This window comes from Pusillimonas sp., assembly GCF_044464525.1.
In the GTDB taxonomy this organism is placed as follows: Bacteria; Pseudomonadota; Gammaproteobacteria; order Burkholderiales; family Burkholderiaceae_B; genus Pusillimonas.
In genome coordinates this window covers 30,604-55,103 of record NZ_JBIQLE010000017.1, presented here as the reverse complement: position 1 = coordinate 55,103, position 24,500 = coordinate 30,604, and the positions used below count along the sequence as shown (strand labels likewise).

Sequence of the window (24,500 nt, the reverse complement as noted above, 5' to 3'; positions counted from 1 at the left end):
GTTCAAGCGTCTTGGCTGACGCCGTACTTGTCGCGGTACAAGGCCACGGCGTCGCGATGTTCGCCAAACTGCGAATCGCCGTCCATCAACGCCATGATGTCGCCCAATGAAGCGATGCTTACCACCGGTATGCCGTAGGTGTTGGCGACATCTTGCACGGCGGAATGGCTGGACAGGGCGTCGTCTGCGCCTGCGCGCTCCATACGGTCAAGCGCAATCAGCACGGCGGCGGGCTGCGCCCCCGCCTGCCGGATGATCTGGACCGACTCGCGCACCGAGGTTCCGGCGGTGATCACGTCATCGATGATCACGACCCTTCCTTGCAGCGGCGCACCGACAAGTACGCCGCCCTCGCCATGGTCTTTGGCCTCTTTGCGATTGAAGGCAAATGGTATGTGGCGCTCGGCAGTGGCCGGGTGGCTTGCCAATGCCACCGCCGTGGCGGTGGCAAGAGGGATGCCCTTGTAGGCGGGGCCGAACAGCATGTCGAACTGCACCCCCGATTTGATCAATGCCTCGGCGTAGAAACCGGCTAACCGGCCCACTGACGACCCCGAATTGAACAAGCCGGCATTGAAAAAATAAGGACTGACCCGCCCTGACTTGACCTTGAACTGGCCAAAGCGCAATACGCCCTGCTCTAGTGAAAAACGAACGAACTCGGTGCGGGAAGAGGTTTCAACCATGACTCAACGATAAATGCTGGAAAAACCATATTATCGAACATAAAGCCGTAGTCTTGAAACCCACCCTTCCAACTGGCTCGAGCGCGTCAAATCCCACCGGTCGGATCGTGTCGTCAACCGTCCTGCACTTTTCGCCCCCGCCGCCCCTAGGCCGTGTCCAGCAAGCGGCCGAACATGCGCGTGGCCGCCAGGCCCACCGGAGTGTGATGCAGGGAGGGATCCATCATTGCGGCAAGCCTGGGCATCAGTTCCCGCTTGCTGTGCGCTTGCATCACCTCGCTTTCGAAATCGCGCATTTCCATGCCGAAATCACCTTCCAGCTGGGTGGAAAGCGACGCATCGCAAGAGCCGGCTCCCAGGCCGACCAGGCGTCGCGACAAGTTCCTGTCTCCGCAGACCGCTTCAGCGGCGGTCCTGCGGTTCTCGCGGCCGGGCTGCCATGTGCCGGCGATCCAGTCGTAGATAACCTGCCGCTCGTACGCACTGAACACCCCGAACATGTCGGCGCCCTCATCAAGCAGGCGCCAGAATCGGCTCTGGGCCGGGTCGGTGTTTCGCCTGATCCAACCGTAACGCTCGAGTTCGTGAAGGAACAGCGGAATGGCCTGTGCGCTGGATAGCCATTCGTTAACGGTACGCCCGCCCACCTTGCAATAGTCAGAATGCATGTGTCGGCCATGAACACCTTTTTCGGCCAGAACCCGGGTCATTTCTTCATCGAGATCGAATGATTCAATAACCGAGACAGTGCTCTCTCCCAGGTCGTTCAACAGGTAGCCGCGCTTGACGCGTTCGTAATAACGACGCTCATCCATGCCCGTGGGACACAACCCCCTTACCGACTCCAGCGCCTTACGCGCATGGCCCGTCGCAGCATTGTCGACCGTGGCGTGGACTTGAAAGTAATAAGAATCGACGCCCAGTTCCTTCAGCTCGTGTGTCGTGATCAGCAAATGCAAGGGCAGTTGCTCGTACCCCAGATTGAACCCCACGACCTCCGGCATGAAATGAGCCGCGTTGCGCGCCAGGCTTAGTTGTATCGCCCCTTGCACATAATGGCCGTCCGACAGCGGCATGATGTGCTCACATCCGTTTACAGCCAACAGCCGGCGATACATGGCCACATGGTTGTCCGCAGCCCGGCCTTCGCCCAACTCTTCGAGATAGATGCGTATCAAGGCCCTATAGCGGTCATCCCACCATTGAGGCAAAAGACCATGCAGCCATGCGCCATCGACAAACTTGGTGGGTGAAACACCCTGTAGAAAATACAGAACGTGGGAGCGATTCGCAAAGTACCGCCTGGGCGCCCCCGCCTTGCGCTGGGCAAGATAATCCAGGTATTGACGGCCCACGTCTTCGTGGCGCATGGCCATCCATTCTTCCAGCCCGGTACTGTCTGCCGGCAGGTCGCAAGGCAAGCTCCCGCCTTGCTCGAGGCAACCTTGTAAATAAACCCGCGAGGCTTCACAGACGGCATCTGCGGGCTCGCTCGCATACAAGGCGTGGTATAAATCGCGCGCCGTTCGCCCGGCGAGCGCCTCGGTCTGGGCATATTGAATGGGTAAAGCTGACATGATCTACGGCTCCTGACGCCCCTCGGGGCCATGTCGCCACCAAGCAATCGCCATGCCCGCCCTCGCAATTGTGTCCGCCGCAGATGGCATGCTATGTTGAGCACTCGTTTAACAGACAATACCGGCGCCATGGCCCTTGATCCCCACGCCGCACTTTCCAAATCCGAACACGCACTCGTGCGCCTGGCGTTCGCCGTACGCGAGCTGGGCTACCACTTCATCACACCCACTCCAGCCACGCACGAGCGTGTCAACGCCAGGCCCGGCAACATCTGGGCCGAAGACTTGCGCGGGGTATTGGGCTGGAGCCGCCCGTTTAAAACCGGTTTGTTGCCGCCACAGGTGTTCGAACTGATGCGAGACGCCGACATGCTCGAGCCATCAGGCGACGGCTGGCGCAGCCGGCTGCGTCTTTCGTCGTTGAATGGACTGCTTTGCTGGCATACCGCCCACCCCACCACGGATCCGGATGCCGTTTTCTTCGGGCCCGACACCTATCGTTTTGCGCAATCGATCGGACAATACCTTGAAAAACGCGAAATGCCGCTGCAGCGTGCCATGGACATGGGCTGCGGCACCGGCGCCGGCGCTTTGCGGGTCGCCTTGGCCTGGCCCGAGGCCGAAATCTGGGCCGGAGACATCAATATACAAGCCCTGCGCCTGGCCGGGGTCAATGCAGCGATTGCGGGCACACGCAACGTAAGAACCTGCCAAAGCAATATGCTGTCCGGAGTCGACGGCGATTTCGACCTAGTCGTGGCGAATCCGCCTTACCTGAACGACTCATTAAAGCGCTCATACCGTCATGGCGGGGGCAGCCACGGACAAGACCTGGCGGTGGCCATGCTTAGGGCGGCTTTGCCGCGCCTCAGAACCGGGGGCACGATGCTGCTCTATACAGGCTCTACAATTGTCGATGGCCGCGACACTTTCCTGGACGACGCGCAGCAGGTACTGGCCGGCCTGCCCACATCGTGGCGATGGAGCTATCGCGAAATGGATCCCGATGTGTTCGGTGAAGAATTGATCAATCCGGCTTATGACGATGCGGAACGGATCGCAGCGGTGGTATTGCAAGCCACTGCCTCCTGACTCTTATCTGATAAAGTCTTGGCGACTGAAGCAAGCGACGTCCCGCTCGACGCTCGCCCGATGAATCCATAGAACTAAGAATATGAGTCATAGCCGGATTGCGCTGTCGATCCTGATCTTGAGCATGGCGGTGTCCGGATGCGTGGCGCCCTCCGCCGTCGTTTCAGGCAACGGCCCCACCACCGAAGACATGTCGTTCGATCAGTTGGCCCAGACCGACTTCAACCGCACGGTCACCATCGCCATGCGCGACAATCTGGACAGCCTGTCCCGCCTGCTCGAAAAACTATATCGGCGCAACCCGCGCGAATGGCGAAAATCCGGCGCCCCCGACTTGGACGCGGCGGTGCTCGAAGGAAGCAAGGCCATTCATAGCGGCCGCGCGCCCCAAGGCCTGCAAGGCCTTCGCGACATCCAGATATTGTCTGTTGCGCTTGATCCTCAATACCAGGGCGATCGGGTGGCTGCTTTTGTGCTCGGACTGTCCGACATGATCATCCAGTCGCACGGCGGCAAGACCCGGTTCTACGTCTCTGACGTGCTGGACGCCCGACATGTCTACAACGCAGCCCGCAACGTCGAAATCGCCGCTTGGCTGCTGGCCAGCCGCACCGACGCCCATGGCGCACCGTTACTGCTGGCCAATGAAATGTCCGGCAGCGTCACCAACCTGAGTTTTGAAAGAGAGTTCGGCCAGTTGGTCGGCCGGCTCGACCTGGTGGCCAACCTGCTGGATGAAAACATCCGCCGCGTCGGCATCAACTACATGCAAGGGCTGCTTTTCTTCAACTTTCTGCCCGTGCGCTAGCAAGCCATGCCCGACCGCGGCTCGCAGCACCTACAGCTTCCAGTCGTAATCGATGGTAAGCGGCGCGTGGTCGCTGAACCACTGCTCTTTATAGATGGATGCCTGCGTGGCCGTGTTGGCAATGTCGCGCGTGGCGATCTGGTAATCAATGCGCCAGCCCACATTGTTGGCCCTGGCTTGGCCGCGATTGCTCCACCACGTGTAGGCTTCGCCGGTGGCGTCCGGATACAAGCGGCGATATACGTCGACCCAGGCAAGTTCATCAAAGACCCGCGTCAGCCAAGCCCGCTCTTCGGGCAGAAAGCCGCTGTTCTTGAGATTGCCCTTCCAGTTCTTGAGGTCGATTTCCTGGTGAGCGATATTCCAGTCGCCGCACAATATCACCTGGCAGCCGCGTCGCGACAGGTCGTGCAGATGGCCAAAGAAATGCTCCATGAAGGCGAACTTCGCGGTTTGACGATGTTCGCCGCTGGAGCCTGAAGGCAGATAGACGGAAATCAGCGCCAGCTTGTCGTAGACCAGCTCCAGATACCGGCCTTCGGCGTCGATCTCGGGCACGCCGAGCCCCACGATCACATCATTGGGTTCGTGGCGCGCATAGATGCCCACACCGCTATAGCCTTTTTTCTCGGCATAATGGAAATACCCCGTGGCGCCGGGTAGCGCCAGCATTTCCGGGGTCATATTGGCCTCTTGCGCCTTGAGCTCTTGCAAACAGATGAAATCGGCATTTTGCGCCTCTGCCCAAGGTAAAAAACCCTTGCTGGTCGCAGACCGGATTCCATTCAGATTGGCGGAAATAACACGCAACATCACAACCCCTGGATAATGAAAAAACAACCCGCATCATAGCCTGCAGAGCGCAGCAACGACGCGGTAGCCCCCCGGCCCCCAAGGGGCGCCCCAGCGCCTGAGTCCTGAAGCTTAACCAACTTGCGACGCGGCTTAGGCGGCGCCAGGCTCGGGAGTGCTATCCAGATCACGGATTTCACGCCGCTTCCACCACAGCAGCAGCAACCCCGGCAAGGCGATAAGCACGGTCAGCACAAAGAACATCGGCCATCCCAGGTTCTCGACCAGAGGCGGAGTAAGGGGGCCCGCCAGATAAGTGCGGCCCACCGCCGACAAGGCGGACAGCAATGCAAACTGAGTGGCCGAGAAGCGCTGGTTGCACAACGCCATAAGCAGCGCCACGAAAGCGGCGGTGCCCAGGCCGCCGCAAATGTTCTCGACACCCACCACCAGGGCCATGGAATACAAATGAGGCGGCGTCACCGCAAGTACCCAATAGCCAAAGTTGGACACCGCCTGCAACAGGCCGAACCACATCAGCGACCGGTACAAACCCATGCGAGACATCAAGGCCCCGCCCGCCAGGGCGCCCACGATGGTGGCGGCCAGACCGAATATCTTGTTGACCATGCCGACTTCGTCTACGCTGAAACCCGCGCCACGCAGCAAAAACGTGGTAGACAGGGCGCCGGCAAAGGCGTCGCCCAACTTGTACAACACGATTAGCAGCAAAATCATGACCGCGCCGCGGCGGTTGAAGAACTCGGCCAGCGGCTGTACCACGGCCTCGCCCAGGGTGCGCGGCGCTTGTGCCACCACTTCGGGTTCCGGGGCCAGCAAGGTAGCCACGGCGCAGATCAGCATGAAAGCGCCCATCAGCATGTAGGTGTGTTCCCAGCCCAACCACGTGCCGGCCAGCACCAGCGCCAAGCCGCCTGAGACAATCATTGCCAGCCTATACCCGAGCACTTTCAGTGCAGCACCCGCGGCGCGCTCTTTGTCTCGCAACACATCGGTGCTGTAGGCATCGAACGCAATATCCTGGGTGGCCGACAAGAAGGCGACCAAGACGGCCAGCATCGCCAGCCATCCCAGATTCTGCGCCGGCGACAGCAGCCCCATGCACGCAATAGTGATAGCCAGCACAACCTGGCAGATGAACATCCAGCTTCGTCGGCGCCCCAAAAAGGGCGGCGCGTACCGATCAACCAGCGGAGCCCAAAGGAATTTCAGGGTGTACGCCGTGCCGACCAAAGTGAGAAAACCGATATTCTGCAGCGAAACCCCGGACACGGTGGCCCAGGCTTGCAAGGTTCCGCTGGTAAGTGCCAGCGGCAAGCCGCTGGCAAAGCCGAGCACCAGCAATGGCGCAACGCGCGGGCTGGCATAAACGTTGGTCAATGAAGCGATGGCCGCCCCCGGAATTGTTTTAAGGTTGTCCCTGCCTCGACGCCATGGGCGATTCGAAACGATAAACGGCCAGCGTACTTCGCCAGCCCGCCAAGAACTTTACCTCTTTTGCATGGTTGAACGTGGCCAGGTGCGTGATGCGCAGATCAAGCTTTTGAGCCAGGGACTCGAAATCCTTGAGCGTGCATAGATGGATGTTCGGCGTGTCGTACCATTGATAGGGCATCTCGCCCGTGACGGGCATGCGTCCGCGCAAAATGGAAAACCCGTGCGGCCAATAGCCGAAATTGGGAAACGATACGATGCCGTAATGCGCCACACGCGCCATTTCCTTCAGGATGTGCTCGGTATGGTGCATCGACTGAAGAGTTTGCGACAAGACCACCGAATCGAATTGCTGGTCGTCGAACAGGGCCAGGCCTTCCTCGAGGTTTTGCTGTATGACCCGCACGCCGCGACGCACCGCTTTGATCACCCGGGCGTCATTAAACTCGACGCCCGCTCCGTCTACACTTTTATGGTCGCGCAGATGCGCCAGCAAGGTCCCGTCGCCGCAGCCCAGGTCGAGCACCCGGCTGCCTTGCGCGATCCAGTCGGCGATGCGCGCCAGGTCGGGCCGCAAACCATGTTTGTCAGCTGGCTCGCCGGGCCCCAACGCCTGCCGTGTCAAGACATCTTGGCTCATGCCAGCACCCCATTGACCGATTGACGTTCAGGCAGGCCGAGCTGGGAAGCGATGCGATCGTAGTACCCCTGCACGACCGCGTGGTAACGCGCATCTTCCAGCAAAAAGGCGTCATGACCGTGCGGCGCGTCGATCTCGGCATAGGTGACCGGCGTCTTGTTCTTAAGCAGCGCCTGCACCATCTCGCGCGAGCGCGACGGCGGAAAGCGCCAATCGGTACTGAAAGACACAAGAAGGAACTCGGCCTTGGCCACGCTTAGCGCTTTGGCCAGGTCGCCGCCGCTTGTGCGGGACGGATCGAAATAATCCAGCGCTCGCGTTATCAGCAGATACGTGTTCGCGTCAAAATAAGTGGAAAACTTGTCGCCCTGATAACGCAGATAGGACTCAACCTCGAATTCAACGCCGTAACCGTAATGATATTCGCCGTTCTCGGCCGGAGAGCGTTGAGTGCGGCCGAATTTGGCCGCCATATCATCGTCGGAAAGATAGGTGATATGGCCGATCATTCGCGCCACCGCCAAGCCCTTGCGGGGCACCGTGCCATGATCATAGTAGTTGCCGCCATGAAAATCGGGGTCCGAGATAATGGCGCGGCGGGCAACCTCGTTGAAGCCGATATTCTGTGCGGACAGGCGCGGCGTGCTGGCAATGACAATGCAATGCTCGACACGCTCAGGACACGTAATGGCCCACCCGAGCGCTTGCATGCCGCCCAGCGACCCTCCCATCACGGCGGCAAACTTATCGATGCCGAAATGATCCGCCAGGCGGGCCTGGGCAAGCACCCAATCCTTGACCGTAAGCATGGGAAACGACGCCCCCCAAGGCCTGCCGGTCTCGGGATTGATGCTGGCCGGCCCGGTCGAGCCGAAGCACGAACCGATATTGTTGACGCCAATGACGAAGAAACGGTCGGTATCCACGGCCTTGCCCGGCCCCACCATATTGTCCCACCAGCCGACGTCCTTGGGGTTTTCCGCCGACATGCCCGCCACATGATGCGAGGCGTTGAGCGCGTGGCAGATCAAGACCGCATTGCTGCGCTCGGCGTTGAGCGAACCATAGGTTTCAACGGCAAGTTCGTAGCATGGCAGAACCTGGCCGCTGCTCAGTTTGAGCGGCTCGTCGAAAGTAATGAATTGGGGAGACACCAGGCCCACGGAACCGGCCGGAACCGGCACAGGTTGTGCCGAGGCGGTTGATGTGGCGTGGGAGGTTGCGAGGGATGTGTTCAATGGGGCCATATGGACCTCTTTAGCTGGATTTATCAGGCGCCCGCAAGCGGATCAAGCAAATCGGCGCCACTAACATGATCGTATTCTAGCACCAAGGCAGGCGCGCTTTTGTCCCCAGTCGATTTACCCTCTTGAATAAACTTGATACATTCGGACTGCAAGACATCAATAACAAACGGCCAACCAAGCCGTAACCAGGAGAAAACAGAATGAAGCCGTTGACAGGTCGCGAGCACGAATGCTTGCATTGGGCCTCAATGGGTAAAACCAGTTGGGAGATCGGCGCCATCCTGGGCATAACCGAACGCACCATCAACTTTCATATCCAGAACGCCTGTCGGAAGCTTCGCGCGCGCGGTCGCCAGGCCGCCATTGCAGCGGCATACCAGCATGGTTTTCTGCCCGGCGCCTCGCCCCCTCAGCGTCCCTTGGCTACCGAATCAAGAAACTCGCCCGCAGCCGCGCTAGGAAAATCTTCGGTCGGCCCCATGACCATCCCCTCGACCAGAGCCTGCCTCGATAACCAGACGCGGGCCTGAAGCTGCATTGATGAGCCCTCGACGTCAAACGACTCTCCGAAAGCAGGCAGTTCGGCGGGGGCCTCGCCACCCAGATTACGGTAAAGCGACGAAATCACCGCATGGCCCAGTTCGCGCCGCAACTGTTCGTCGGCTTGCATCGCCTGTGGCCACGGTGCGTGGCCCACTGCAAAAATGCTGCCGCCCACCTCGGCCGTCGTAAGGGTGAACCGCACTTGTTGACCGGAAAACTCCAGTGTTCGCGTCTCGACCCGGGGCTTGTCGGGAAACAATACCAGGCCGACATCGTCGCCGACGGCCACTTCGCGCCAGTTGTATTCAGGCGAACATCCCGCGATACACACCGTGAAGAGCAATCCCGCGCAGATCCGCTTCATCCCCATTTCGATCCCATATGTCTTGCCGGAGCTCGTTTCACCAATGCGCCGGCGTATTTTCGCCTAGTCCACGAAAATGGCCGACAATAAGCCCCTCCGCGCATTGTAAGTGCTCGGGTAAAATCATCCCAACATTCGTATCAAGAGATAGACTCTTTCCATGACTGACAACGCTCCACGCCACGGCCTACTGCGGTCTCATGTTCCGATGCTCGCCGGCATACTGCGCGGCATCGAAAAAGAAGGCCTGCGCGTGGACGCGGACGGCGCTCTGGCCCTCTCGCCTCATCCGCGCGTGCTGGGCAGCGCGTTAACCAATCCGCACATCACCACCGATTATTCCGAAGCGCTGCTTGAGCTCATTACCGGCACCCACGACTCAGTTCCCGGCTTGATGGCCGAACTTGAAGACGTACATAAGTTCGTCGCCCGGCGGCTGAAAAACGAGCTGCTCTGGAATCAGTCCATGCCCAGCCACCTGCCCGCCGAGCCAGATATTCCAATCGCCTGGTACGGAACCTCCAACAGCGGCATGCTTAAACACGTGTATCGGCGCGGCCTGGCTGAACGTTACGGCAAGACCATGCAGTGCATCGCGGGGGTTCATTACAACCTTTCGCTGCCCGAAGAGCTCTGGGAGGTACTGGGTACCGAAGGCACTACCCCGGCCGAACGCCGCTCCAAGGGCTATCTGGCGCTCATCCGCAATTTCACTCGCTATTCATGGCTGCTGATGTACCTATTGGGGGCTTCGCCCGCCGTGTCGCGCAGCTTCCTGGGCGATGCGCGGCACGACCTGCATGCACTGGATTCCGGCACATTGTTTTTGCCTTATGCCACCAGTCTGCGCATGAGCGACCTGGGGTACAACAACCAGGACAAGGCCCAATCCGACCTGCAGCTTTGCTACAACGACATTGAAACCTTCTTGCAGCGCATCTACGATGCCGTGACCACTCCGTGGCCTGCCTATCAGGCCATCGGAACCCATCGGAACGGGCAATGGATACAGCTCAACACCAATGTCCTGCAAATCGAGAACGAATTCTATTCAAGCATCCGTCCCAAACGCAGCGTCGAGCGCTGCGAGCGTCCGTCCACTGCGCTGGCGGCACGAGGCGTCGAGTACGTTGAAGTACGCTGCCTGGACATCGACCCATACGCTCCGTTGGGCATCAGCGCCGAAACGAGCCGCTTCATGGATACCTTCCTGCTGTTCTGCGCAGTCGAAGACAGCCCCTTCTTTCCTCAGAACGGTTTCTGTCGCGACAGCCACGACAACTTCGCCCTCGTCGCCAAAGAAGGCCGCAAGCCGGGCCTGACGCTTGCGCATCGCGGCAACCAGATCAGCCTGCGAGACTGGGGCTCCGATCTGCTCGAGCGCATGCTCGAATACGCGGCATTGCTCGATGCAACCGGCACCGGCGATGATCACCGACAAGCGGTGCTGGCCCAGTTGGACAAAATTCGCGATCCCGAGCTTACCCCTTCGGCAACCCTGCTTCGCGACCTGCGCCAATCGGGCGCGGGCTTGCATGAGTTCACCGTGCGCCAAAGCCGTGCGCACCGCGACGCCTTGCTTGCCGCACCACTCGATTCCACCACCGAACAAGCGTTCATGCGTGCCGCGACAGAGTCCCTGCAAGCCCAAGCGCAGCTCGAGCAGGACGACACCGAAAGTTTCGACGACTACATCGCCCGTTATCATGCGGGCCTGTATCGCCCCGCTGCGGCGGCATAAGGCCCGGCATCAACGGCATAGGCAACCTCTGAGGGAAGGACATGGAACGTGCCCGTTGGGGATCAAACCTGGGTTTCATTCTCGCCGCCACGGGCTCGGCGGTTGGGCTGGGGGCCATCTGGAAATTTCCCTATGTCACCGCCCATCAGGGAAGCGGCGCCTTTCTGCTGCTGTTCATCGTCCTGACATTAACCATAGGCCTGTCGCTGCTGCGGGTTGAGATGAGCATAGGCCGGGCCGGCAACGCGGGCGCCTTCGGCGCCTACCGGCACTTAGGCGGAAACGCCTGGAGCCTGGTCGGCCTGCTGGGCGTCATTGCCAGCGCAACCATCCTGTCGTATTACAGCGTGGTGGGCGGCTGGACCATCGCCTACGTCTGGAAGACCATGACCACCGCGCTGACGCGCGATCCGGACATCCTCCAGGCCAATTTCGCCGCTCTGGCGGGGCATCCCTGGGAACCGCTCTTCTATCACGCGCTATTCATGGCGGCAACCATCAGCGGCGTTGCGGGAGGCGTACGCGGAGGCATCGAAGACATTTCCAAGGTGCTGATGCCCTGCCTCTTCTTCATGATGTGCCTTCTGATCGTTCGGGGGCTCATGGTGCCGGGAGCCTGGGCGGGCGTATCGGCCTTTCTGGTGCCCGATTTTGCCGGCCTGAACATGCAGTCGGTGCTTGACGCCCTGGGCCTGTCATTCTTCACCCTGTCGCTGGCGCTGGGAATCATGCCCACCTATGGTTCCTATCTGCCGGCCTCCACCAATATCAGCCGCGCGGCCTTGACCGTAACCTTGCTTACCCTGCTTAGCTGCATCCTGGGGGGGCTTCTGGTGTTGCCGCCGGCATATGCGCTGGGACTCGACCAGGGCGCCGGCCCTGGCCTTACCTTCGTAACCATGCCCATCGTATTTTCCTATCTGCCTTGGGGAAATTTCTTTGGCATGATTTTTTTCGCGCTTCTGTTCATCGCAGCGCTGACGTCCTCCATCTCCATGCTCGAGGTCGTGGTGGCTTTTCTCATGGAACATGCCGGGCTGAGCCGACGCGCTGCCTGCGCGGCCGCGGGCGTCGGCCTGTTTCTTCTTGGCTCGCTGGCATCGCTGAGCATGGGTGGGATGCCAGCGCTGCAATGGGGTGATCGCAACGCATTCGACTGGCTCGATTACGTGGCCACCAACGTCATGCTGCCCATGGGCGGGCTGTTCACCGCGCTGTTTGCCGGCTGGGTGATATGGCGAGCTCTCCAAACCCAATGGCACGGCCGGCCGAAAAAAGGGGCCGTCGCCACGTGGCGCCGAATTTTAATCGGCGTAATCAGCCCCATCGCCATAGGTATCATTCTTTGGAACGGCCTTCGCGGTTAGCGTGCCGCTTTCAGGCAACAGGGCATGCTAAGATTCAAAAAAATCGCTGGCAAGCCCGGCGATTAATTTTCCATAGCCTTCCGACCATGGCTCGTTCAAAAGCACGGCAACCCACCAGTTGGCTGGTACTACTGGCCTTTGTGTTCTCGACGCTGGCCCCCTCTTTGGCGATGGGCCTGGGCGGGCCGGATGCATCGCGCATAGTATGGGCTCAACTTTGCAGTGTTGACGGCCCCGAACTCGTCGCCATCCAGGTCGACGGCGACCCGGATTCAACATCAAGCCAAATAGTCGACGCTCAGGAAGGCCACTGCCTGCTGTGCTTCCATCCCTCCACCTCTCCTGAAGACGTTGCTGTCACGCCCGCGACGCGAACCGACTTCGTGCTGCGCATCGCCGCGGCCCCGAACACTCCTCCGCAAAACGAAACAACCTGGAGTCCGGCGCTCGCCCGGGCGCCCCCCGCCACTTCCTGATTCCACAGCCACCCGCACCGTCGCCCAGCCCGGTTTGAGGGCGCGTCAGCGTCCCATTCAAACATGCGGCGCACTCGCGCTCGCCCTTGAGGCGAACGACGGTGGAATATCGAAAACTCGTCTTCGTCTCCGCTTCAGCTCGGCAACAGCATGCCGCGGGCCGTCCGTTACAAGGCTTCGTCCAGCCTGTCACTGATCGGCCTGAGCCATAGGGCATCTCGAGCGTCGGAAACGATACCGGCTCATCAGGAAGCACTCATGAAACTCCCGTCCATATCGACGCTCCGCCGCTCGATCATGCATATTCATACCCAGGGCGCCGCGCTGTGTCACCTGCCGCTGCTTGCCGCAACCGCGCTGTGCCCACTGGCGGCGCTTGCACAAAGCCAGCCGACGCAGGGCCAGGCAGCCACCCTGGCTCCCATCACCGTATCCTCCGAGCAGGCGTCGACGCTGGACCGGCCCGCACAGGCGGGCTCCAACCTGAACCTGACTCCGCGCGAGACACCCGCCAGCATCGACGTCATTGATCGCAACCAGCTTGAAACGCGCGGCGACCATGGCATTGCGGAAGCCGTCACACGTGCCGGGGGCATCAGCGCCATGGGCCATCCCGGCAACGGCGGCTCGTCCTTTTCAACCCGCGGCTTTACCGACAGCACCTCGGTAATGCGCTTGTACGACGGGCTGCGCCAGTACGGCGGCGTGGGCGTCACGTTTCCGTTCGATACGTGGTCGGTGGACCGCATCGAAGTGCTGCGCGGGCCGGCATCGGTGATCTACGGAGACGGCGCCATCGGCGGCGTCGTCAACGTCGTGCCGCGCCAACCCCGCCATGGCCCAGTCGAAAACGAGCTCCAGGCTACGATGGGCACAGACAGCACGGCTCGCCTGGGCCTGGACAGCAGCGGCAGCATCAGCGACACCGTGTCGTATCGCCTCGACCTGAGCGGCAACCGCTCTGACAACTGGGTGGACCGCGCCAAATCGCGCGACGCTACTTTTTCGGGCGCGCTGCAATGGGAAGCCACCCGCGACCTGAGCCTGAAGCTCAGCCACGCCTACGGCTACCAGAAGCCCATGGCCTATTTTGGAACCCCGCTGATCGACGGGCGACAGGTGGACGCCCTGCGCGAAAAGAACTACAACGTCGACGATGGTGTGATCCGTTACCGCGACCAATGGACCGAGCTTGACGCGCTATGGACGCCCAGCGACTCGGCCACGATACGGGCCAAGCTGTACCACATCCGCAGCAAGCGGCACTGGCACAATGCCGAACGCTATGTCCACGACCCGGCATCGGGCATGATCGACCGCTCGGACAATACCGAAATCCATCACGACCAGAGACAGACCGGCTTTACCGCCAACGCCGCATTTGAAGGACAGCTGGGCGATCTGCCCAACACCTTCTCCATCGGTTTCGACGTGAATCGAAGCCGGTTCCAGCACAACAACAACAATTATTTTGGCAGCGCGGATCGGATTGATCCCTACGACCCCGAGCCGGGCTACTTTCACAGCGGCGAGCCGACGATACCCCGCTATCGCAACGAGGCGCTGCAATATGCCCTGTTCATGGAAAACCGGCTCAAACTCACCTCCAGGTGGGCGGTGATTGCGGGCCTGCGCTACGACCACGCCGATGTGCATCGCGACGACTTGGTCCAGGGCGCCCGGACCCTTGACCGAAGCTACTCCAACATCGGCTACCGGCTGGGCATGGTGTACGACATTGATCCCGGCCTTGCGCTGTACGCTCAGTATTCGCAGGCGGCCGACCCCGTCAGCGGCCTGCTGATGCTCAGCCCCGCCAACGCCCAGTTTGAAATGGCCAAGGGAAAGCAGATCGAGATCGGGCTGAAGCAAAGCTTTTGGCAGGACGCGGGCGAATGGACGCTGGCCGCCTATCAGATCAAGAAAACCAATCTGCTCAGCCGCGATCCCAGCGACCCCAGCCAGCGCGTGCAGGTGGGCGGGCAATCGTCGCGCGGGCTCGAGGCATCACTGAAGCTGGAATTCGCGCGGAACTGGTCCGTGCAGGCCAACGGCGCCATACTGCGCGCCCGCTTCGACGACTTCGACGAGCCCCTGGGCTCTTCCGTCGTATCCCGCAAGGGAAGAGTGCCGCCCAATGTCGCCCAGAAACTGGCCAACGTCTGGCTTAGCTGGAACTTCCAGCCCGGCTGGACCGCCATGGGAGGCATCCAGTACGTGGGCAAGCGCTACGCCGACAACGCAAACACCCTGGAGCTGCCCTCGTACACCAGCACCGATCTCGCACTGCGCTGGCAGGCAAGCAAGCAAACCACCCTGACCGCGCGCGGCTACAACGTCTTCGACCGGCCTTATTTCACGACCGCCTACTATACGGCCACACAATGGCTGTACGGGCCGGGCCGGCGCTTCGAGCTGACGCTGAACCACCGTTTCTAGTCCAACCGCCATGAGCTTAGCTTCCAGATCAAAGCGGCTGGTCTACCTGACCCACCGATGGACAGGCATCGCGGGCTGCCTGCTGATGCTGATCTGGTTCGTCAGCGGCATCGTCATGCTGTACGTCGGCTACCCCAAGCTGACGCCCTGGGAGCGGCTGGCCGCGCTGCCTGAGCTGGATGCGCGCGGCTGCTGCGTCTGGCTGCATGATGCCGTTGGCGATCCTGCCGGCATGCCGGATGCCGTCGTACTGACCTCTATCGCGGGCGCACCCGCCTATGTCGTCAAGGCAGGCGGAGAACTGCGCGTGTACGATGGCGGCACGGGCCAGGACAAGTCCGCGCCGGTGTCGGCCGAAGAGGCAATGCGCGCCGCCGCGCGTTTCGCCGCGACTCAACATACGCCAAACAGTGATTCAACGCCCGAAGCCCGGGCGAGCTTGAAAAACGACCCGTCTTCCGAGCGGCCGTTGCATGCGTTGGACATTACGTACCATGGCTTGATCGACGAAGATAGATGGACCCACTCGGGCGGCCTGGACGCTCATAGACCCTTGCATAAGGTCGATGTCCACGGCGCCAAGGCCGCCACCCTCTATGTTTCGTCGCGCACCGGCCAGGTCGTGCTGGATGCTTCTGTATCGCAGCAGCGCTGGAACTACGTCGGAGCATGGCTGCACTGGCTGTACATGTTTCGAAGTTCATCGGTAGATCCGGTCTGGACGTGGGTTGTCATCGTCCTGTCCTTCGTCGGGACAGTGTCGGCGATCAGCGGGGTTTGCGTTGGTCTTTGGCGCTGGCGCTTCGGAGGCCGCTATAAATCCGGGTCGCGCTCACCATACCGCGAACCCTGGATGAAGTGGCACCATGTAGCCGGCCTGCTATTCGGCGGCTTCGTATGCACCTGGATCTTCAGCGGTCTTATGTCGATGAACCCGGAAGGCGTGTTCTCGCCCAAGCAAAGGCCCAACCAAAGCGCGTATGCGGGAGACCGCCAGATTCCGGCGGGCCCGCTGGGTGATCCGGCAATGATAATCACCGCCCTCAATGCCGAGGGCTTCCGCCCCGCCGAACTGGCCTGGCATAGTCTTGGCGGGCGGGCCTACGTACTGGCCCACGACCGGCGTGCCCGAACCCGCATCGTCAGGGAACAGAACGGCAGCCTCGCCGTGGATCAGACCTGGCAGCCTGAGCAGGTGATACCGGCTGCGAGGCGGCTTTTCAATGCGCCCACAGCGCGTGAAGAGCTCGTCACGGAACACGGCCCCTATTACTATCAGCGTCATCCCGAAGCCATGAACGGGGCCTTGGTTCGCGGCCTGCCCGCCTTGCGTGTTGATTTCCTCGACCCCGACCGTACCCGGGTCTACATTGACCTGAACACCGGGCTGGTTGCATCCAGTGTTTCATCACAGGCACGCGTGGGCCGGTGGCTGTTTTATTTTCTGCATAGTTGGGACACGCCCGGGCTGCTTCAGGCAGGAGCTGCACGCGATGTGGTCTTGATCCTGCTTAGTTTGGGCGGCATTGTCGTGTGTATCGCCGGCATAGTGATAGGTTGGCGCCGGCTACGGCGCAACACGCGCACTGCCCGAACAAAAAGGCCCGGTGCGTAGTCGCCAGCGTTTAATATACTGGTGGCCGTTTCACCCGAAACAATAACCCGCCTGTCAGCACCCATAGGACAATCCGCTTGAGCAAGAACCCGGCAAACGAAACCTGGCAAACCAGAACACTATGGCTGCTATGGCCGGCGTTGCTGTGCCTGGCATTTTTGCTGCTGCGATTCTTTGCCGCCTTCCCGCTGCGGGACACCGTCTCAGAGGCCGACCTGCAGGCTATCCGCCGCTTCAGCATGGCGGCCATCATCTATTCCCTGGCCTGGCTGCTGGCGCGCATCGTCAAGCTGACGGTGGCGCGCAAGGTCAAGGGAAAACGCAAGACACCCAGGCTGCTAAGCGAGTTGCTTACCGCGGCGCTGTTTACCATCGCCACCATCATCGCCGTGGGACTGCTGGTGGGCCGCCCCACCGGCGGCATTCTTGCCAGTTCCGGCTTGATCATCGCGGTGTTGGGCTTTGCCATACGCAACGTACTGGCAGACGTATTGGCAGGCATCGCCCTTGGCCTGGAAGCGCCGTACCGCATCGGCGACTGGGTCAAGTTCGATGCCGAGACAAGCGGCCGGGTGATAGAAATAGGCTGGCGCACCACTCGCATCCTAACGCCCGACAGCACTTACATGATCCTGCCCAACAGCCACATCTCGCGACAGATGCTGACCAACTACAGTGCTCCACGCAAGCACTACCGGGCCAACCTGCGCATCATCCTGAGCCATGACATCCCCGTGGCCGAGGCCAAGAAAATTCTTATGGACGCCGCCATGGCAGTCTCGGACCCCGCTGCACCCGAAGGCCAAAAACCCAGTGTCCGCGCTGTCAGCTACGAAAGCGAGGGCATCGCCTACAGAGTCAAATACTGGGTGTCCAGCTTTGCCGAAGACATGGACCGTCGCGATGCGATGCTGGCCGCCATCGACGACACGATCAGGAGACAAGGGCTGCCCACCCCCATCAGCCGGCTGAATGTCATCGCGCTTGACGACGTCCGTAACTCGAAGCCCGAATCCAGCCGACAAGACGACACCCGAGCCTGACGCAGCTAGCACAATCGACTCTTAAAAACGGGTCTGCGGCAGCGTCCATTTCGTGGAGTACACGAGGGAAGCGCTTTGGCGTCCTGCCAGAGCCAACCCGCCACCGGGCTCCGTGGAGAGCTAGTTCGCAGCGCCTGCAGCTACCCGCTCGTTAACGCCATTCGTCTCTATATACAAATTTGGGCATCTGCCAGTTGTATCGCAGTGCCAATATACGCATCGTCAGCCCCAGCATCATGGCAATCAGCATCGAGATATTCATGTGCAAGTCCAGGGCCTGAGCGGTCATGAAGACGCCCCCAGTCAGGACCGACACACTGGCATAGAGCTCTTTGCGCAGCAAAAGCGGAATATCGTTGCACAGAATGTCACGCAGCACGCCGCCTGCACAGCCGGTGATCATGCCGCTGACCAATACGATGGTAATGGGCAAGTCCATTTCCTGCGCAATGCGGCAGCCGATCACCGTAAACACCACGAGCCCCAGGGCATCAAGCAACAGGAAAAGATTATGCAGCCGACGCATTACCGGGGCGATCAGGGCGGTGATAATGGCCGCACCTGCGGTAATCCATAAAAACTCGGGATTAGCCACCCATGTAAGCGGATAGTGACCCAGCAACACATCGCGGACCGAACCGCCGCCCAAGGCGGTGACGCAAGCAATGATGCACACCCCCACCCAGTCCATGTCACGCCGGCCGGCTGCCAACGCGGCCGTCATGGCTTCGGCGGTGATGGCAATGATAAAAAGAGTCAGCAATACCATGGCGGCGCACGATTCTCATAGTGGTTATTCGGCATCGCCGGGCCCTCGCGGCTTCGGCGGATATAGCCGGATTTTACGTTACACGGATTCTGCCGCCCCAGTGGTATCGAAAAAGCAATCGTCCACTTGGTTTCGAGAGTAGAAAAGTCATTCGGATATAATGCCTCGTTGATTCCGACGGTGCTAATTACTGCCGCCTGATTGCGATTACAACGGTCCCACCTGCCAATGCATCCTCCCTATCGCCTGATCCACTCGAATGTGAATCGACGCAATTGTCCGCCATAGGTCGGCGGCTCATCCCTTGCCTGCCCTGGCAGAATTATTGCCAGAAGCCGTCGGCCTCCATACTTCTTTGTTCCTATCACACTTACCCGCTGTGACATCGGCGGCGCGTGACGTTGCCTTTCATATGCTTACTAAAACACTACACCAGGATTGGTTCTCCAACGTTCGAGGCGACCTGCTTGCCGGCTTGGTCGTTGCGTTGGCCTTGATACCCGAGGCCATCGCGTTTTCCATCATTGCAGGCGTGGACCCGAAAGTGGGCTTATACGCATCCTTCTGTATCGCCGTCGTCATTGCTTTCGCGGGCGGGCGTCCCGGCATGATCTCCGCCGCAACCGGCGCGATGGCGCTGGTCATGGTGACGCTGGTCAAGGACTATGGATTGCAATACCTGCTTGCGGCAACGCTGCTTACCGGCCTGCTTCAGATTCTGGCGGGTATCTTGAAGCTGGGCGCCCTGATGCGTTTTGTGTCGCGCTCTGTGGTCACGGGCTTTGTCAATGCGTTGGCCATCCTCATCTTCATGGCGCAATTACCCGAGCTGATCAATGTCACGTGGGTTGTGTATGCCATGACTGCGGCAGGTCTCGCCATCATCTATCTTCTACCCTACGTAACCAAGGCGGTTCCTTCTCCGCTTGTCTGCATCGTCCTTCTGACGGCGGTTGCCATGGCGCTGGGGCTGGACATACGCACGGTGGGAGACATGGGCGAGCTGCCGGACAGCCTTCCCATTTTCCTGATACCCGACGTTCCCCTCAACCTTGAAACGCTCAAGATCATCCTGCCCTATTCTTTGACGTTGGCTGTGGTGGGCCTGCTTGAATCCATGATGACGGCAACCATCGTAGACGACCTGACAGACACGCCCAGCAACAAAAACCGCGAGTGCGCCGGTCAAGGCATCGCCAACATCGCTTCGGGTTTTATGGGAGGGATGGCCGGCTGCGCCATGATCGGGCAATCAGTCATCAATGTTAAATCAGGAGGGCGAGGACGACTCTCGGCGCTCACGGCTGGGGTGGTGCTGTTGATCCTGGTGGTTTTCCTGGGCCCCTGGGTCAAGCAGATACCCATGGCGGCGCTGGTGGCCGTCATGATCATGGTCTCTATCGGCACGTTCAGCTGGGAGTCCATCCGCAACCTGCGAACCCACCCCAAAAGCTCCAGCATCGTCATGGTGTCCACGGTGATTGTCGTGGTGGCCACCCACGACCTGGCCAAGGGCGTTTTTGTCGGCGTGCTGCTAAGCGCTCTATTCTTTGCGGCGAAGGTAAGCAGGCTCTTCCAGGTTACGTCCGAGCTTGCCGACGACACGTTGCACAGGACATACTTTATCCGCGGGCAAGTGTTCTTTGCTTCCTCCGAGCGGTTCACCAACGCGTTCGACTTCAAGGAAGCCGTCGATCGCGTCACCATCGATGTCGGCAATTCGCATTTTTGGGACATCACCGCAGTGAATGCGCTTGATAAGGTGGTATTTAAATATCGTCGCGAAGGCACGATGGTGGACGTCGTTGGCATGAATCAGGCCAGCGCCACGCTCGTCGACCGTTACGGTATCCACGACAAGCCAAACGCCGGCATCGACCTGACTGAAAACTAAGGAGTCCAGATGACCAAGATCACTGCATGCGTTGACGGGGCAAACTATACCGAAGCGGTGTGCGACTACGCGGCTTGGGCGGCCATGCGCGTGGATGCTGCTTTAGAGTTTCTACACGTATTGGTTCCCAGTCCGCAAGAACGTCTGGACGCCAGTGGCAGCATCGGCCTTGGAGCGCATGAAACATTGTTGGCCGAACTAGCCGATCTCGACCAGCGCCGGAATACGCTGGCTCGCGAACACGGCCAGCGAATACTCGAGTCTGCGCAGCAACGCGCCGTTTCTTCCGGGGTCAAGGAAGTCGGCGTCCGACAGCGGCACGGAGAACTGGTTGAAACTTTGCTCGAACTCGAGGACGACACCCGCCTGTTCGTACTGGGACAACACGATTACAAGCACAAACCCAAACGTTTCCTGCTGGACCACAATCTTGAGGGCGCCGTACGAACACTGAAGCGCCCCATCCTGGTGGCAACAGGTTCTTTTCAGCCTCCGCGAAGCTTTCTCATCGCGTTCGATGCCAGCGCAACAGGGCGGGCCATGGTAGAGATGGTGGCCAATAGCCCGATGTTACGTGGTTTGCAAGGTGTCATTGCCACGGTGGGCGGCGACGCCGAAGCCCTGGACCACGCAGCAGAAACACTGCGGCACGCCGGTTTCGACATAGACACGGAAAGATTGGACGGCGAACCGGCTGATGCCCTGCTGGGCTTCGCCAAGCAAAAAGGAATGGATATGCTGGTAATGGGCGCCTACGGGCACTCGAGAATCAGGCAGTGGATGGTGGGCAGCACTACAACGACGATTCTGCGCCGAACGGATATTCCGGCGTTTATCCTGAGATAAGGATAATGGCGCGTCCGACAGGAATCGAACCTGTATCAAGAGCTTCGGAGACTCTCATTCTATCCATTGAACTACGGACGCTGCAAAGACCGCCATTGTAGCCTGATTTAAAGGCGGCCTGCACTCGTCGGGCACACCCGGTATAATCGTACGGTTTGTGAACGACGACCTTGCGTTGCAGCGTCGTCAAGAAGCAAATTGCTAGACACGAACACACAGACAACCCATCTGGCAGGCATCGTCCGGATGGGGCCTCGAACCATAAAAGCTTTGTAGACAGGGCTTATATAAAGGCTTTGTTCCTTTGTTAGGAAACGCAGGACTCGATCATGAACAACACAGAAGACCACGTCGAAGCAACCATCGAGGGGCACGAAGGCCTCATCAAAACGCCCAAGCAACTCATTGTCACCGTCATCCTTGCTTTCATCGTTCCGGTCATCATCATCTTTTTGCTGATCAGGCTGGTCATCAGCGGCGCAGTTCCCGCAGCCGGTTCCGATGCTCAAACTCCTGAAGCCATTGCCTCGCGGCTCGAGCCCGTTGCCGGCTTCGCCCTGGTCGACGCCAACGCGCCCAAGGTTCTCAAAACAGGCGTGCAGGTCTACGAGTCCACCTGTAGCGCATGCCATACGGCCGGCGTGGCCGGCGCGCCCAAGCTCGGCGATAAAGCCGCCTGGGCCCCGCTCATACAAGACGGCTACGAGCATCTGCTGGAAATCGCCATCCACGGCAAGGGCGCCATGCCCGCCAAGGGCGGCAACCCGACGCTAAGCGATCTCGAAGTAGAGCGCGCCATGGTCTATATGGCCAACGAGTCGGGCGCCTCGTTCGACGAACCCGCCGAGCCTGCCGAGGGCGAAGAAGCCGACGCCGACGCTGCCCAGGCTTCCGCCGAAGCACCCGCTCAGGCAACACCCACCGAAGCCCAACCGGCCGCTGCGGCACCCGCCGATGCGGCCCAATCCGAAACCGAGCAAGCTGCCGCCGAGCCCGCCCAGCAAGAACAAGCTGCGGCGGCAACCGAAACCGCCGCGGTCGATCCCGCCGGCGAAAAACTATACAAATCTGTTTGCTTCGCCTGTCACGACGCGGGCGTAGCCAACGCACCCAAGCTCGGCGACAAAGCCGCCTGGGAGCCCCTCATCGCCACCGGCATGGACACCATGGTCGAAATCGCCATCCACGGCAAGGGCGCCATGCCTCCACGAGGCGGCTCGCAAGCCTCCGACGCCGAAATCCGCGCCGCGGTTGAATACATGGTGCATGAGTCCCAATAGAGTGTCAGTGCCCAGCCTCGATCATCAAGAGGCTCAACCACGCCCAAGAAGGCAGTACTACAGAATCGAACCACTACCCTGTAGCAGCAACACTAAAAAGCCGCTCGTTCATGTACGAGCGGCTTTTTTTTGAGGCTGGATGCCTCGGCCGAAAATCGGCATAGCAGCCTGGTATTGACTCGAGGTTGTGCTTCGCTGAAAGAAGCGCCGCCGTACTGTCAGCGCCCCTCTCGCGCCCTCAGCCGGCTGTGCAGGCGGGCTCGGCGGTAAGCGGCAGCCCCAGTTGTACCCGCCGCTGCAACCACAGGCTGGCGCGATAGCGCGTATCGCCGGTAACTCGGTGCATATTGCGCAGAATGTCCAGCACCAGCGCCGCACCCAAAGAATCGCCCATGCTTAATGGGCCGCCCCTTGGGTAGCCCAGGCCCAACGACACCGCCAGGTCGATGTCGCCGGGAGTGGCAATGGTTTGCTGGGCTATGTCGCTGGCCACGTTGACTATGCTGGCCACCATCCGCTGACCCACGAAACCCGCCGAATCGTCGATGACCGACACCGCGGTGCCGTCCGACGCAAACAAGGCGTGAGCCGCATCGCGCCATTGGGCCGAAGTGGCCGGCGAACACATCACCACACGGCGCTTGCCCTGCTCGAGTCCAAAAAAGGTATCCAGGGCCACTGTGCGCTCGCCGTCGAGCAGATATTCGGCCACCACGCTGGACGTGTCCTCGCCAAAAGGGGTGACCACGATCAATGCGTCGGCAGGCGGCGCATCTGAAGAGATGACGCCCACGCCCAGCTCTTTGAGCAACGCCGCGGCACGCTTGTGACCAACTGAATGATACGGCGCCACCCAGACCTTCAAGCCCTGGGGCAACGAAGGAACCGGCGGTGATTCCGGAACCTGCTTGGCGCCTTCGACATAGCGGTAAAAGCCCTCGCCTGTTTTGCGACCCAGCAGGCCGCCCGCAAAACGCACGGCGGTGATAGGGGAAGGCCGGAAGCGTGGCTCGTCGTAAAACTGCTGATAGATGGATTCCATCACGGGATGGGATACGTCGAGCGCGGTAAGGTCGAGCAACTCGAACGGCCCCATCCGGAAGCCGGCCTGCTCGCGCATGATCGCGTCGACTTGGTAGAACGGAGCCACGGCCTCTTGCGCCAGGCGCAGGCCCTCGATGTTCATGCCACGCCCGGCGTGGTTGACGATAAAGCCCGGCATATCCTTGGCGCGCACGGGGGTATGGCCCATGGTTCTTGCCAATTCCATCAGGGCATCGCCAACGGAAGCGTCGGTACGCAATCCGTCGATAATCTCGACCACCTTCATAAGCGGAACAGGATTGAAGAAATGATAGCCGGCCACCCGGTTCGGCTTGCGGCATCCCGCCGCGATGGCCGTGATGGACAACGACGAAGTGTTCGAGGCCAAAATGCAGTCGTCGGCAACTATACCTTCAAGCTGCTGGAAAAGATCGCGCTTGACTTCGAGCCGCTCGACAATCGCCTCGACCACAAGTTGTGCGGCCGACATCGCGGCAAGGTCGGTGCAAGCCTCGACACGCTGCAACGAGGCTTGCGCCGCTTCGGGTGTGATCTTGCCCTTGCCGGACAGTTTCTGCCAGATATTGTCGAGGCTGTCACGTGCAGCCGCAATCGCCTGCGCGTTCAGGTCGTACAGCAACACCCTTAGGCCGGCCTGAGCCGCAATTTGCGCTATGCCGCGCCCCATGGCGCCCGCACCGACGATTCCTATGGTTTCGATCTTTTTCATGTCATCCGACTCCGTACTGCCCGATTGCAAACAAAACCCTAATCATAGAACG

The 24,500-nt window shown here is 60.2% G+C and carries 20 protein-coding genes, 1 tRNA gene, 1 pseudogene and 1 riboswitch; of the genes and pseudogenes, 12 read left to right on the top strand and 10 right to left on the bottom strand.

Annotated features, from left to right (window positions below):
• Positions 1–2 precede the first annotated feature (2 nt).
• Positions 3–686: an orotate phosphoribosyltransferase gene (gene pyrE / locus ACIY1O_RS11030; protein WP_397475133.1), complete on the bottom strand. Its 684-nt coding sequence runs from the start codon at positions 684–686 to the stop codon at positions 3–5.
• Positions 687–832: 146 nt separating this feature from the next.
• On the bottom strand, positions 833–2,263 hold the full coding sequence (locus tag ACIY1O_RS11025; RefSeq protein WP_397475132.1) for an iron-containing redox enzyme family protein: 1,431 nt from the start codon (positions 2,261–2,263) through the stop codon (positions 833–835).
• 93 nt (positions 2,264–2,356) lie between these two features.
• Here ACIY1O_RS11025 and ACIY1O_RS11020 point away from each other — a divergent pair, with 93 nt between their 5' ends.
• Both ACIY1O_RS11020 and ACIY1O_RS11015 read left to right on the top strand, forming a co-directional pair.
• Positions 2,357–3,355, top strand: a complete 999-nt coding sequence (locus ACIY1O_RS11020) for a methyltransferase (protein ID WP_397475131.1) — start codon at positions 2,357–2,359, stop codon at positions 3,353–3,355.
• 82 nt (positions 3,356–3,437) lie between these two features.
• A complete protein-coding gene (locus ACIY1O_RS11015; protein WP_397475130.1) occupies positions 3,438–4,163 on the top strand; it encodes a hypothetical protein in 726 nt (241 codons plus the stop codon).
• Between the two features lie 30 nt (positions 4,164–4,193).
• Here the strand turns inward: ACIY1O_RS11015 and ACIY1O_RS11010 are convergent, their stop codons facing one another.
• The 4 genes from ACIY1O_RS11010 to metX form a co-directional block, all read right to left on the bottom strand.
• The gene (locus ACIY1O_RS11010) at positions 4,194–4,976 is read right to left on the bottom strand and encodes an exodeoxyribonuclease III (RefSeq protein WP_397475129.1); all 783 of its coding nucleotides are present in this window, start codon (positions 4,974–4,976) and stop codon (positions 4,194–4,196) included.
• 132 nt (positions 4,977–5,108) lie between these two features.
• Positions 5,109–6,356: a muropeptide transporter gene (locus tag ACIY1O_RS11005; protein ID WP_397475128.1), complete on the bottom strand. Its 1,248-nt coding sequence runs from the start codon at positions 6,354–6,356 to the stop codon at positions 5,109–5,111.
• A 28-nt stretch (positions 6,357–6,384) separates the two neighbouring features.
• The gene (metW, locus tag ACIY1O_RS11000) at positions 6,385–7,050 is read right to left on the bottom strand and encodes a methionine biosynthesis protein MetW (RefSeq protein ID WP_397475127.1); all 666 of its coding nucleotides are present in this window, start codon (positions 7,048–7,050) and stop codon (positions 6,385–6,387) included.
• A complete protein-coding gene (metX, locus tag ACIY1O_RS10995; RefSeq protein ID WP_397475126.1) occupies positions 7,047–8,297 on the bottom strand; it encodes a homoserine O-succinyltransferase MetX in 1,251 nt (416 codons plus the stop codon). Before metX ends, metW begins: the two co-directional genes overlap by 4 nt.
• Positions 8,287–8,365: riboswitch (SAM riboswitch) on the bottom strand. Its footprint overlaps the gene before it by 11 nt.
• A 132-nt stretch (positions 8,366–8,497) precedes the next feature.
• Between metX and ACIY1O_RS10990 the strand changes: the two are divergent.
• Positions 8,498–8,605, top strand: a pseudogene (locus ACIY1O_RS10990) (helix-turn-helix domain-containing protein); the annotation flags it as partial.
• A 101-nt stretch (positions 8,606–8,706) separates the two neighbouring features.
• Here the strand turns inward: ACIY1O_RS10990 and ACIY1O_RS10985 are convergent.
• A complete protein-coding gene (locus ACIY1O_RS10985; protein WP_397475125.1) occupies positions 8,707–9,204 on the bottom strand; it encodes a hypothetical protein in 498 nt (165 codons plus the stop codon).
• Positions 9,205–9,364: 160 nt separating this feature from the next.
• On the opposite strand from ACIY1O_RS10985, the gene gshA reads away from it, so the two are divergent.
• From gshA to ACIY1O_RS10955, 6 genes are all read left to right on the top strand, one after another.
• On the top strand, positions 9,365–10,945 hold the full coding sequence (gene gshA, locus ACIY1O_RS10980) for a glutamate--cysteine ligase (protein WP_397475124.1): 1,581 nt from the start codon (positions 9,365–9,367) through the stop codon (positions 10,943–10,945).
• A 41-nt stretch (positions 10,946–10,986) separates the two neighbouring features.
• Entirely contained in the window at positions 10,987–12,312 is a 1,326-nt protein-coding gene (locus ACIY1O_RS10975) for a sodium-dependent transporter (RefSeq protein WP_397475123.1), read from the top strand.
• 86 nt (positions 12,313–12,398) lie between these two features.
• A complete protein-coding gene (locus ACIY1O_RS10970; RefSeq protein ID WP_397475122.1) occupies positions 12,399–12,788 on the top strand; it encodes a DUF2946 domain-containing protein in 390 nt (129 codons plus the stop codon).
• Between the two features lie 258 nt (positions 12,789–13,046).
• Positions 13,047–15,227 carry a TonB-dependent receptor gene (locus ACIY1O_RS10965; protein WP_397475121.1) on the top strand — a complete coding sequence of 727 codons (2,181 nt, stop codon included), beginning with the start codon at positions 13,047–13,049 and terminating at the stop codon, positions 15,225–15,227.
• Between the two features lie 10 nt (positions 15,228–15,237).
• Entirely contained in the window at positions 15,238–16,842 is a 1,605-nt protein-coding gene (locus tag ACIY1O_RS10960) for a PepSY domain-containing protein (protein ID WP_397475120.1), read from the top strand.
• 77 nt (positions 16,843–16,919) lie between these two features.
• The gene (locus tag ACIY1O_RS10955) at positions 16,920–17,885 is read left to right on the top strand and encodes a mechanosensitive ion channel family protein (protein ID WP_397475119.1); all 966 of its coding nucleotides are present in this window, start codon (positions 16,920–16,922) and stop codon (positions 17,883–17,885) included.
• 151 nt (positions 17,886–18,036) lie between these two features.
• Here ACIY1O_RS10955 and ACIY1O_RS10950 read toward each other — a convergent pair whose 3' ends face one another.
• The gene (locus tag ACIY1O_RS10950; protein ID WP_397475160.1) at positions 18,037–18,609 is read right to left on the bottom strand and encodes a trimeric intracellular cation channel family protein; all 573 of its coding nucleotides are present in this window, start codon (positions 18,607–18,609) and stop codon (positions 18,037–18,039) included.
• Between the two features lie 457 nt (positions 18,610–19,066).
• Here ACIY1O_RS10950 and ACIY1O_RS10945 point away from each other — a divergent pair, with 457 nt between their 5' ends.
• Positions 19,067–20,548 (top strand): SulP family inorganic anion transporter, encoded by a 1,482-nt coding sequence (locus ACIY1O_RS10945; protein ID WP_397475118.1) that lies wholly within the window; start codon positions 19,067–19,069, stop codon positions 20,546–20,548.
• Between the two features lie 9 nt (positions 20,549–20,557).
• The gene (locus ACIY1O_RS10940; RefSeq protein WP_397475117.1) at positions 20,558–21,394 is read left to right on the top strand and encodes a universal stress protein; all 837 of its coding nucleotides are present in this window, start codon (positions 20,558–20,560) and stop codon (positions 21,392–21,394) included.
• A gap of 6 nt (positions 21,395–21,400) precedes the next feature.
• Here the strand turns inward: ACIY1O_RS10940 and ACIY1O_RS10935 are convergent.
• A tRNA-Arg gene (locus ACIY1O_RS10935) sits at positions 21,401–21,475 on the bottom strand.
• Between the two features lie 248 nt (positions 21,476–21,723).
• On the opposite strand from ACIY1O_RS10935, the gene ACIY1O_RS10930 reads away from it, so the two are divergent.
• Positions 21,724–22,674, top strand: a complete 951-nt coding sequence (locus ACIY1O_RS10930) for a c-type cytochrome (protein ID WP_397475116.1) — start codon at positions 21,724–21,726, stop codon at positions 22,672–22,674.
• A 238-nt stretch (positions 22,675–22,912) separates the two neighbouring features.
• Here ACIY1O_RS10930 and ACIY1O_RS10925 read toward each other — a convergent pair whose 3' ends face one another.
• Positions 22,913–24,448 carry a 3-hydroxyacyl-CoA dehydrogenase gene (locus tag ACIY1O_RS10925; protein ID WP_397475115.1) on the bottom strand — a complete coding sequence of 512 codons (1,536 nt, stop codon included), beginning with the start codon at positions 24,446–24,448 and terminating at the stop codon, positions 22,913–22,915.
• Between the last annotated feature and the right edge of the window lie 52 nt (positions 24,449–24,500).

Bases quoted from the DNA above. Each gene is read 5' to 3' on its own strand.
- pyrE (WP_397475133.1), bottom strand. From the start codon at position 686: ATGGTTGAAACCTCTTCCCGCACCGAGTTCGTTCGTTTTTCACTAGAG.
- ACIY1O_RS11025 (WP_397475132.1), bottom strand. From the start codon at position 2,263: ATGTCAGCTTTACCCATTCAATATGCCCAGACCGAGGCGCTCGCCGGG.
- ACIY1O_RS11020 (WP_397475131.1), top strand. From the start codon at position 2,357: ATGTTGAGCACTCGTTTAACAGACAATACCGGCGCCATGGCCCTTGAT.
- ACIY1O_RS11015 (WP_397475130.1), top strand. From the start codon at position 3,438: ATGAGTCATAGCCGGATTGCGCTGTCGATCCTGATCTTGAGCATGGCG.
- ACIY1O_RS11010 (WP_397475129.1), bottom strand. From the start codon at position 4,976: ATGTTGCGTGTTATTTCCGCCAATCTGAATGGAATCCGGTCTGCGACC.
- metW (WP_397475127.1), bottom strand. From the start codon at position 7,050: ATGAGCCAAGATGTCTTGACACGGCAGGCGTTGGGGCCCGGCGAGCCA.
- metX (WP_397475126.1), bottom strand. From the start codon at position 8,297: ATGGCCCCATTGAACACATCCCTCGCAACCTCCCACGCCACATCAACC.
- ACIY1O_RS10985 (WP_397475125.1), bottom strand. From the start codon at position 9,204: ATGAAGCGGATCTGCGCGGGATTGCTCTTCACGGTGTGTATCGCGGGA.
- gshA (WP_397475124.1), top strand. From the start codon at position 9,365: ATGACTGACAACGCTCCACGCCACGGCCTACTGCGGTCTCATGTTCCG.
- ACIY1O_RS10975 (WP_397475123.1), top strand. From the start codon at position 10,987: ATGGAACGTGCCCGTTGGGGATCAAACCTGGGTTTCATTCTCGCCGCC.
- ACIY1O_RS10970 (WP_397475122.1), top strand. From the start codon at position 12,399: ATGGCTCGTTCAAAAGCACGGCAACCCACCAGTTGGCTGGTACTACTG.
- ACIY1O_RS10965 (WP_397475121.1), top strand. From the start codon at position 13,047: ATGAAACTCCCGTCCATATCGACGCTCCGCCGCTCGATCATGCATATT.
- ACIY1O_RS10960 (WP_397475120.1), top strand. From the start codon at position 15,238: ATGAGCTTAGCTTCCAGATCAAAGCGGCTGGTCTACCTGACCCACCGA.
- ACIY1O_RS10950 (WP_397475160.1), bottom strand. From the start codon at position 18,609: ATGACGGCCGCGTTGGCAGCCGGCCGGCGTGACATGGACTGGGTGGGG.
- ACIY1O_RS10945 (WP_397475118.1), top strand. From the start codon at position 19,067: ATGCTTACTAAAACACTACACCAGGATTGGTTCTCCAACGTTCGAGGC.
- ACIY1O_RS10940 (WP_397475117.1), top strand. From the start codon at position 20,558: ATGACCAAGATCACTGCATGCGTTGACGGGGCAAACTATACCGAAGCG.
- ACIY1O_RS10930 (WP_397475116.1), top strand. From the start codon at position 21,724: ATGAACAACACAGAAGACCACGTCGAAGCAACCATCGAGGGGCACGAA.
- ACIY1O_RS10925 (WP_397475115.1), bottom strand. From the start codon at position 24,448: ATGAAAAAGATCGAAACCATAGGAATCGTCGGTGCGGGCGCCATGGGG.